7 protein-coding genes are annotated in these 8,570 nt (G+C 61.7%); 1 reads left to right on the top strand and 6 read right to left on the bottom strand.

Translation table 11 applies throughout. The features are described from left to right. Window positions 1–207: 207 nt before the first annotated feature. Window positions 208–789 carry a DUF2780 domain-containing protein gene (locus tag RYH74_RS14245; protein WP_317409611.1) on the bottom strand — a complete coding sequence of 194 codons (582 nt, stop codon included), beginning with the start codon at window positions 787–789 and terminating at the stop codon, window positions 208–210. Between the two features lie 195 nt (window positions 790–984). On the opposite strand from RYH74_RS14245, the gene RYH74_RS14240 reads away from it, so the two are divergent. Then, entirely contained in the window at window positions 985–1,920 is a 936-nt protein-coding gene (locus RYH74_RS14240) for an RHS repeat-associated core domain-containing protein (RefSeq protein WP_317409609.1), read from the top strand. Between the two features lie 104 nt (window positions 1,921–2,024). Here the strand turns inward: RYH74_RS14240 and fdhA are convergent, their stop codons facing one another. From fdhA to RYH74_RS14215, 5 genes are all read right to left on the bottom strand, one after another. Continuing rightward, window positions 2,025–3,224: a formaldehyde dehydrogenase, glutathione-independent gene (fdhA, locus tag RYH74_RS14235; protein ID WP_003255673.1), complete on the bottom strand. Its 1,200-nt coding sequence runs from the start codon at window positions 3,222–3,224 to the stop codon at window positions 2,025–2,027. 302 nt (window positions 3,225–3,526) lie between these two features. Further along, window positions 3,527–4,384 carry a formyltetrahydrofolate deformylase gene (purU, locus tag RYH74_RS14230; RefSeq protein WP_317409607.1) on the bottom strand — a complete coding sequence of 286 codons (858 nt, stop codon included), beginning with the start codon at window positions 4,382–4,384 and terminating at the stop codon, window positions 3,527–3,529. 12 nt (window positions 4,385–4,396) lie between these two features. Then, a complete protein-coding gene (locus RYH74_RS14225; protein WP_025337396.1) occupies window positions 4,397–5,029 on the bottom strand; it encodes a sarcosine oxidase subunit gamma in 633 nt (210 codons plus the stop codon). A 182-nt stretch (window positions 5,030–5,211) separates the two neighbouring features. Continuing rightward, window positions 5,212–8,229, bottom strand: coding sequence for a sarcosine oxidase subunit alpha (locus tag RYH74_RS14220; RefSeq protein ID WP_025337395.1), 3,018 nt, complete (start codon window positions 8,227–8,229; stop codon window positions 5,212–5,214). After that, window positions 8,226–8,561 carry a sarcosine oxidase subunit delta gene (locus tag RYH74_RS14215; protein WP_013970519.1) on the bottom strand — a complete coding sequence of 112 codons (336 nt, stop codon included), beginning with the start codon at window positions 8,559–8,561 and terminating at the stop codon, window positions 8,226–8,228. The genes RYH74_RS14220 and RYH74_RS14215 overlap by 4 nt, the downstream gene beginning before the upstream one ends. Window positions 8,562–8,570: the final 9 nt, after the last annotated feature.

Raw genomic sequence — 8,570 nt, 5'->3', positions numbered from 1 at the left:
ACTGATTTGTAACCCATCTGGGTGAGTCATACCAATCTGCTTTTTTGTGGGAGCGGCCTTGCGTCGCGAAAGGGCCGCAAAGCGGCCCCAGCAATCTCTGCAGTTATGCCGAAACCCTGGGGCCGCTTCGCGCCCCTTTCGCGACGCAAGGCCGCTCCCACAACAGGTACAGCGTCGGCCTTCAAGGCTGTGATGCTGACAAAATCCTCAGACCGAAGGTCGGGTCAATGGCGCGGGAGTGGTCCACAAACTCCCCAGGTTCTGCAACAGCGACCCGGCAATCCCCTGCTGCCCCAGGTATTGCAGCAGCAACGGCGCAAACTGCCCGATCATCCCGGTATCCATGCCCAGCGCCTTGAACGCATTGTCCAGGTCGCTGCGGTTTTCCACATTGTTGCCCAGCGCATTGCTCAAGGCCGACTGGCTCTCGCTGTTCTTGCCCAGCAGCTCACCCAGGCCACTCAAGCCACCCAGTGCATTGGCCCCGGCAAGCAGGTCCAGTCCCGGCACGGCCTTGGTCAGTTGACCGTAGTCGTCGGAGCTCAGGTTGTTGCGCGCGAGCCCCAGCATGGCCCCTGCCCCGCCCACGGCTTGCTCTGGGGTGATATTCAATTGGCTGCCCAAGGTGTTGAGCAGGTTTGCCTGCGCCTCGGGTGCCTGCACCTGGACTTGCTGGCTCTGATTCTGGTTCTGCATGGCCGACACGGCGTTGGCGGCGTCGCTGAGGTTGAAGGCGAACACCGGGCTTGCGGCCAGGGTCATCAGGGTTGCCAGGGTGAATGCTTTCATCGGGAGGGACCTCGTGGGCCGGGATGGCCTGGGAAACGCGAGTTTTGACTGGGATTTCGCAGCTTTGTTCCGACCCGACTGTCGACCACTTTTGCTGCCCGCCTCAGTGCTTTCGACCTGTTAAAACTGCCAGTTGTGATGGGTTTACAGACCGCGCAAAGTGCCGACACAGCAATCAACACTCAGGTCACCATCATGAGTACTTCTTCCAGCAGCAGGAACAAACACGCTCTGGCGTCGCGGCAGAGCCTGCATTTCTATAAAGATGATCATTTGGCAACAGAAGTAGCCACCCAAGGCAATCGTCACGTGTTATGGGCAAATGACGTGGCGCTGGCTCAACTTGATCAATCGCAATCAGCAGAGATGCTACGAGTTGACCTTGCTAATTCAGTCCTGGGACTGGCATCTGAATCAATGGCGTACTCACCCTATGGATACCTGCCCATGGAAAAAATGCTAGCGTTGCTTGGGTTCAACGGGCAGTGGTGTGACCCGATTACTGAAGGTTACCCTCTGGGTGCAGGACGTCGAACATACAGCACTGAACGCATGCGTTTCGACAGCGATGACCCGACGAGCCCATTCGGGAAAGGTGGGCCGCACCCATCTGCTTACTGTGAAGGAGATCCAATTAATCGGCATGACCCTACCGGCGAATTCTTCCAGTTTTTAGTACCGCTCGCCAGAAGATTTGCGTCAGCCGTAGGCAGAAGTCTCGTAACAGCTAGGAATTTCAACATCAATGGAATGACTGGAAACACTGCAGCCATGGGCCCCAAGTCGCTCAAAACGCTTAATTTCATCAAAATCTTGGCCGGGCAACAGAAAACCAATGGGGCTATCCCCGTGAATCCCCGGTCGCAATTACTTGCGCAAGCATCTCAACAAAACGTTAAAAACACTGCGACTTCTGCTCTAGTATCCGCTCCTGCCTCACTCTCAAAAACGCAAGATCCAATCTCGGCGCCCATCAAAGTTCCTCAACAGGAACAGGTGTTCAATAGACCCGGATATGGCAGAAGAGACAGCTCAAACTTTGCTGCAAAAACCACATTTTTTGCCCTTGCGTTCCTTGGTGGTGGCGCGGCTGCCCTGTATTTTGGGCTTAAGGCAATCAGAAAAAACTAGGCCCAATCGCTGATTTGGGCCTTGCCGAAGCAGGTTCACAGGTTCTCCATTCAGCCCATAAAAAAAGCCCCTCATATCGAGGGGCTCTTTGTTACATCACGCGATCAAGCCGCGCCCCACATCTTGTGCGGGTCGATGACGAACTTCTTCGGCACACCTGCATCGAACTCGCCATAACCTTCCGGCGCCTGATCCAGGTTGATCACCTGTACACCAACCACTTCAGCGATGTTGATTCGATCCCACATGATTGCCTGCATCAGCTGGCGGTTGTACTTCATGGTCGGGGTCTGGCCGGTGTGGAAGCTGTGCGACTTGGCCCAGCCCAGGCCGAAGCGAATGCTCAGCGCGCCGATCTTGGCGGCAGCATCCACCGCACCCGGGTCTTCGGTCACGTACAGGCCCGGGATACCGATGTTGCCGGCAACGCGGGTAACCTGCATCAGCGAGTTCAAGACGGTGGCCGGCGCTTCATGCTTGGCACCTTCGTGACCATGGCCGCGGGCTTCGAAGCCGACGGCGTCAACGGCGCAGTCCACTTCCGGCTCGCCGAGGATATCGACGATCTGCTCGTGCAGCGGGGTGTCCTTGGACAGGTCGACCACTTCAAAGCCTTGGGACTTGGCGTGAGCCAGACGGGCCGGGTTGAGGTCGCCGACGATGACGCAGGCAGCGCCCAGCAGGCGTGCCGAGGCAGCGGCAGCCAGACCGACCGGGCCGGCGCCAGCAACGTAGACGGTGCTGCCTGGGCCTACACCGGCAGTCACGGCACCGTGATAGCCGGTCGGCAGGATGTCGGACAGGCAGGTCAGGTCACGGATCTTTTCCATGGCCTTGTCGCGCTCGGGCAGTTTCAGCAGGTTGAAGTCGGCGTACGGCACCAGCACGTACTCGGCCTGGCCGCCGGTCCAGTCGCCCATGTCGACGTAACCGTAGGCACCGCCAGCGCGGGCAGGGTTGACGGTGAGGCAGACACCGGTATGCATTTCCTTGCAGGAGCGGCAGCGGCCACAGGCGACGTTGAATGGCACCGAGACCAGGTCGCCAATCTGCATGCGCTCGACGTCACGGCCCTTCTCGACGATCTCGCCGGTGATTTCGTGGCCCAGGACCAGGCCGACCTGGGCAGTGGTGCGGCCGCGGACCATGTGCTGGTCGGAGCCGCAGATGTTGGTGGAGACCACCTTCAGGATCACGCCGTGCTCGATCTTCTTGCCGCGTGGGTCCTGCATTTTCGGGTAGTCGATCTTCTGCACCTCGACCTTGCCGGCGCCGAGATATACCACTCCACGATTGCCAGACATGCTCTTACCTCGCTTGATTTTTATTTATGCAGCGGTGGTTGAACGCGCCGCCATCCGTGGGCGGCATGTGTTACTGGAATGCAGGGAATTGTGGGCCTGATGGGGCCGGATGCACTGACTGGGAGCGACAGGGAGATGCCTTTTAGCGGCAGGGTTGTCGTTGGAGGATATGGGGGAACGGATGGGGTGACCTGTGCCGGCCTCTTCGCGGGCTTGCCCGCTCCCACAGGTCCTGCGCTGGCTTCAAGTTCACGCTGAACCTGTGGGAGCGGGCAAGCCCGCGAAGAGGCCGGTACTGGTTATTACAGAACTACGGTCCGGTTGGCGTTGAGGAACACTCGTCGCTCGATGTGATACCCCACCGCTCGCGCCAAGGTCAGGCACTCGATGTCGCGCCCTTTGGCAATCAGGTCTTCGGGGTAATGGCTGTGGTCGACCACCTCCACGCCCTGGGCGATGATCGGGCCTTCGTCCAGGTCGTTGTTGATGTAGTGCGCCGTAGCGCCAACCATCTTCACGCCCTTGTTGTACGCCTGGTGGTAAGGCTTGGCGCCTTTGAACCCTGGCAGCAACGAGTGGTGAATGTTGATCGCCCAGCCATCCAGGCGCCGGCACAGCTCTGGCGAAAGTACCTGCATGTAGCGCGCAAGAATCACCAGCTCGGCGCCGGTTTCCTCGATCACCTGAAGTACCTTGCGCTCTTGCCCAGGCTTGTCCTTGGGGTCGAGGGCAAAGTGGTAGTAAGGGATGTTGTGCCAGTGCGCCAGGGGTTCGAGATCGGGGTGGTTGGACACCACCGCGACCACGTCCATGGCCAGCTGACCGATACGCTGGCGATACAGCAGGTCGTTAAGGCAGTGGTCGGCCTTGGACACCATGATCACCACTTTGGGGCGGTGATTCGGTGCGGTCAGCTCGAACGCCATGCCGAACGCCTCGCTGCGCTCGGCAAGGCCGGCGCGGAAGCCGGCTTCATCGAAATCGTCCGGCTGGCGGAACTCCACGCGAATGAAGAAACGCCCCGACTGCCGGTCATCGAAGGAGTGGTGCTCCGTCACGTAGCAGCGCTGCTCGAAGAGGTAACGCGTCACCACGTCGACGGTGCCGAGCATGCTCGGGCAGTCGGCGGTGAGAATCCAGGTATCCGGTGCCCGACTCATGTTCTGTTCTCCTTAAGCCTCGATGCTCAGGCCGTACTCGGCCGAAGCGTCCTGCAGCCACAGCCACCAGTAGTCGGCGAAGCTGCGGCGAATCACCAGCTCCCAGGTGTCTTCGGCGGTGCGGCGGATCACCAGTTGCGACTTGGCGAACACGGTGCCGACTGCCTTGCCCACCGGGAAGTTGTTCGGGTGAACATCATAGCTGGTGGACTTCATCAGCACTTCGCGCACATTCGGGCCGCGCAGTTCCAGCAGGCTCTGCCCGCCGCTGACGTTGACTACCTGGATGTGCTGGCCTTCGAGGGCTGCGCGCAGTTTCTGCTCGACCGCCAGTTCCTGGCCGCCTGGCACGATCAGCAGCCACTCGTCGGGGCCGACCCATTGCAGCGACATTTCGTTGTTGGCGACCACGGTCAGGGCCACTGGCAGCTCCAGGCCCAGGGCCTTGTGCACGCCGGCGGCGAATTCCGGGTTGTGGCCGTCGCCACGGATGGTCAGGTGGCCGAGGAACTTGCGTTCACGCAGGGTCACGCCTGCGTTCTTGCGGCCTTTGCCAACCAGGCTGGCCAGGTCGGCGTGGTGCAGTGGCGACTGGGCCTTGGCCTCGGCGCCGGGGTTTTGCTGGAAGACGTTGATAGCGCTCATTTCTTACCTGCCTTGAATTCTGTTGATCGCGAAGACCTGAGGTAGAACCTGTAGTCACAGACTGAGGAGACCCAGTGTGGGAGCGGGTTTACCCGCGAAGAGGGCGGTGAATCCACCATCGCATTCGCGGGTGAACCCGCTCCCACAGAGGTCGCATTCCAATCAGAGCTACCGGTGAAGCCTCAAACGTTCTGCCGCTCACCCTTCGGATCGAAGAACACCGAAGACACGATCTCCGCCTCGATCACGCTGCCATCCGCCTGCGGCGAGTAGACGCGCTCGCCCATGCGCTTGAGGCCGCCTTTGACCACACCCATGGCGAACGAGTAGCCCAGGGAGTTGGACGCGTAGCTGGAGGTGACGTGGCCAACCATGTCCATCGGGATCGGCTGTTTCGGGTCGAACACCAGCTGGGCTCCTTCCGGCAGCCACTGGTTCGGGTCGACCGGCTTCAGGCCTACCAGTTGCTTGCGGTTGTCGCGCAGGCAGTCTTCGCGGTTCATGCCACGCAGGCCGATCCACGAGAACGGCTTGTTACGGCCCACGCACCAGCTCATGTTCAGGTCGTCCGGGTTCATCGAGCCATCGGTGTCCTGGCCAACGATGATGAAGCCCTTCTCGGCACGCAGTACGTGCATGGTCTCGGTACCGTACGGGGTCAGGTTGTACTTCTTGCCTGCCTCGATGATCTGTTCCAGCACGCCCATGGCGTAGTTGGCCTGCACGTTGACTTCGTACGACAGCTCGCCGGTGAACGAGATACGGAACACCCGGGCCGGTACGCCGCCGACGTTGCCTTCCTTCCAGGTCATGAACGGGAAGGCTTCCTTGTCCATGTCGATGTCGGTCAGCTCGCTCAGCAGCTTGCGGCTGTTGGGGCCGGACAGGGTCATGGTGGCCCAGTGGTCGGTGACCGAGGTGAAGTACACCTTCAGTTCCGGCCATTCGGTCTGGTGGTACAGCTCCATCCACTGCAGCACGCGGGCGGCGCCGCCAGTGGTGGTGGTCATGATGAAGTGGTTGTCGCCGACGCAGGCGGTCACGCCGTCGTCGAAGACCATGCCGTCTTCCTTGCACATCAGGCCATAGCGGGCCTTGCCCACGTCGAGCTTGGTCCAGGCGTTGGTGTAGATGCGGTTGAGGAACTCACGCGCATCCGGGCCCTGGATGTCGATCTTGCCCAGGGTCGAGGCGTCCAGCAGGCCCACGCTGTCGCGCACGGCCTTGCATTCACGGGTCACGGCGGCGTGGATGTCTTCACCGGCTTTCGGGAAGTACCATGGGCGCTTCCACTGGCCGACGTCTTCGAACTCGGCGCCATTCTTCACGTGCCAGGCATGCAGGGCGGTGAAGCGTACGGGCTCGAACAGGTGACCACAGTGACGGCCCGCTACTGCACCGAAGGTAACCGGCGTGTAGTTGGGGCGGAACATGGTGGTGCCCATTTCCGGGATGGTAATGCCGATCGAACGGGCGGCGATGGCCAGGCCGTTGATGTTGCCCAGCTTGCCCTGGTCGGTACCGAAGCCCAGCGCGGTGTAGCGTTTCACGTGCTCGACCGACTCGAAGCCTTCACGGGTGGCCAGTTCGATGGCGGCCGCGGTGACGTCGTTCTGCTGGTCGACGAACTGCTTGGGTGCACGGGCAGTGCCCTTGTCGTGCGGCACCTGGAACAGCGCCACGGTGGCCTCTTCCTTGCGCGCAACGGTTTTCGGCAGGCTGCCGACGGTGGCTTTGAAGCCCGCTTCGGTGGCTGCGCGAACGCCGCCTTCGAAGCCATCGGCAATCACGTCGCCCAGGGCGTAGACGCCGTTGATGCCACCCACGCATTCGCGTTTTTGCGGGGCATCGCCCGGCACGAAGCCGAGGATGTCTTCACGCCATACCGGGCGACCGCCCAGGTGCGAAGCCAGGTGCACGATCGGGCTGTAGCCGCCGGAGGTGGCGATCAGGTCGCACTCGAGGGTTTCGCCAGGGCTGGTGACCTTGTGTGCCTGCACATCGATGGCGGCCACGCGGGCGCCGGTGACGTGCTTGCTGCCCTTGGCCTCGATCACGGCGCTGGAGGTGAGGATGCGGATGCCTTTGGCACGTGCTTCTTCAACCAGCGAGCCACGTGGGTTGTGGCGGGCGTCGGCAATGGCGACCACTTGCAGGCCGGCGTCGTGCCAGTCCAGCGCGGCGCGGTAGGCGTGGTCGTTGTTGGTCGACAGCACCAGCTTGCGGCCCGGGGCCACGCCGTAGCGGCGTACGTAGGTGGACACGGCACCGGCCAGCATGTTGCCCGGCAGGTCGTTGTTGCCGTACACCAGCGGGCGCTCGTGGGCGCCGGCAGCCAGCACCACGCGCTTGGCGCGGACGCGGTGCACGCGGTGGCGTACCTGGCCGATCGGGGCGCGGTCGCCGAGGTGGTCGGTGAGGCGCTCATGGATGGTCAGGAAGTTATGGTCGTGGTAGCCGTTGACCGTGGCACGTGGCAGCAGGGTCACTTCCGGCAGGCTTTCCAGCTCCTTCACCACGGCGCTGACCCAATCGGCAGCAGGCTTGCCGTCGAGGGTTTCGCGGGTGTCGAGCAGGCTGCCGCCGAACTCTTCCTGCTCGTCAGCCAGGATCACGCGGGCACCGCTGCGGGCAGCGGCCAAGGCTGCGGCCAGGCCGGCAGGGCCAGCGCCGACGATCAGCACGTCGCAGTGCTGGTTCATGTAGTCGTAGCTGTCCGGGTCGTTCTGCAGCGGCGCGCGGCCAAGGCCCGCGGCTTTGCGGATGTACTTCTCGTAAGTCATCCAGAACGATTTCGGGTACATGAAGGTTTTGTAGTAGAAGCCCGGCGGCATCATGCTGCCGCCCACCTTGCCCAGGATACCCATGACGTCGTTGTTGACGTTCGGCCAGCCATTGGTGCTGGTAGCTACAAGACCTGCGTACAGCGCCTGCTGGGTGGCACGCACGTTGGGGATCTGGGTGGCTTCGCTGGAGCCGATCTGCAGGATGGCGTTCGGCTCTTCGGTACCAGCGGCGATGATGCCGCGTGGGCGCGAATACTTGAAGCTGCGGCCGACGATGTCGACGCCGTTGGCCAGCAATGCGGCGGCCAGGCTGTCACCGGCATAACCTTGGTAGGTCTTGCCGTTGAAAGTGAAGTTCAGGACCTTGCTGCGGTCGATACGGCCGCCGCTGGCGAGGCGATAGGTCTGGCTCATACTTTTTCCCCTTGGCCTTTGACGGTCGACGCGGCGCTGTTCTGCTTGCCGCTGGCGGTCACTTGCGGCTTCTCGCCAATCTTGTAGGTTTCCAGAATCTCGTAGGTCACGGTGTCGCGGGTGACGTTGAAGTACTGGCGGCAGCCGGCAACGTGGTCCCACAGTTCGTGGTGAATACCGCGTGGGTTGTCACGGTAGAACATGTAGGTACCCCATTCCTCGTCGGAGCAGGCGTTAGGGTCCAGCGGGCGGGCGATGTGCGCCTGGCCAGAGGCGTGGAACTCTTCTTCGGAGCGCAGCTCGCCGCAGTGGGGACAGAAAATATGCAACATGACGGTGTC

It is taken from the genome of Pseudomonas sp. LSJ-87, from assembly GCF_032971465.1.
GTDB classification, from domain to species: domain Bacteria; phylum Pseudomonadota; class Gammaproteobacteria; order Pseudomonadales; family Pseudomonadaceae; genus Aquipseudomonas; species Aquipseudomonas putida_Z.
Note: the sequence above shows the minus strand (reverse complement) of the source record. Positions and strands in the feature narration are given on the sequence as shown.

Excerpts from the sequence above, each read along its gene's own strand:
- purU (WP_317409607.1), bottom strand. The coding sequence starts at position 4,384 with ATGAGTCGGGCACCGGATACCTGGATTCTCACCGCCGACTGCCCGAGC.
- RYH74_RS14225 (WP_025337396.1), bottom strand. The coding sequence starts at position 5,029 with ATGAGCGCTATCAACGTCTTCCAGCAAAACCCCGGCGCCGAGGCCAAG.
- RYH74_RS14240 (WP_317409609.1), top strand. The coding sequence starts at position 985 with ATGAGTACTTCTTCCAGCAGCAGGAACAAACACGCTCTGGCGTCGCGG.
- RYH74_RS14245 (WP_317409611.1), bottom strand. The coding sequence starts at position 789 with ATGAAAGCATTCACCCTGGCAACCCTGATGACCCTGGCCGCAAGCCCG.
- RYH74_RS14215 (WP_013970519.1), bottom strand. The coding sequence starts at position 8,561 with ATGTTGCATATTTTCTGTCCCCACTGCGGCGAGCTGCGCTCCGAAGAA.
- RYH74_RS14220 (WP_025337395.1), bottom strand. The coding sequence starts at position 8,229 with ATGAGCCAGACCTATCGCCTCGCCAGCGGCGGCCGTATCGACCGCAGC.
- fdhA (WP_003255673.1), bottom strand. The coding sequence starts at position 3,224 with ATGTCTGGCAATCGTGGAGTGGTATATCTCGGCGCCGGCAAGGTCGAG.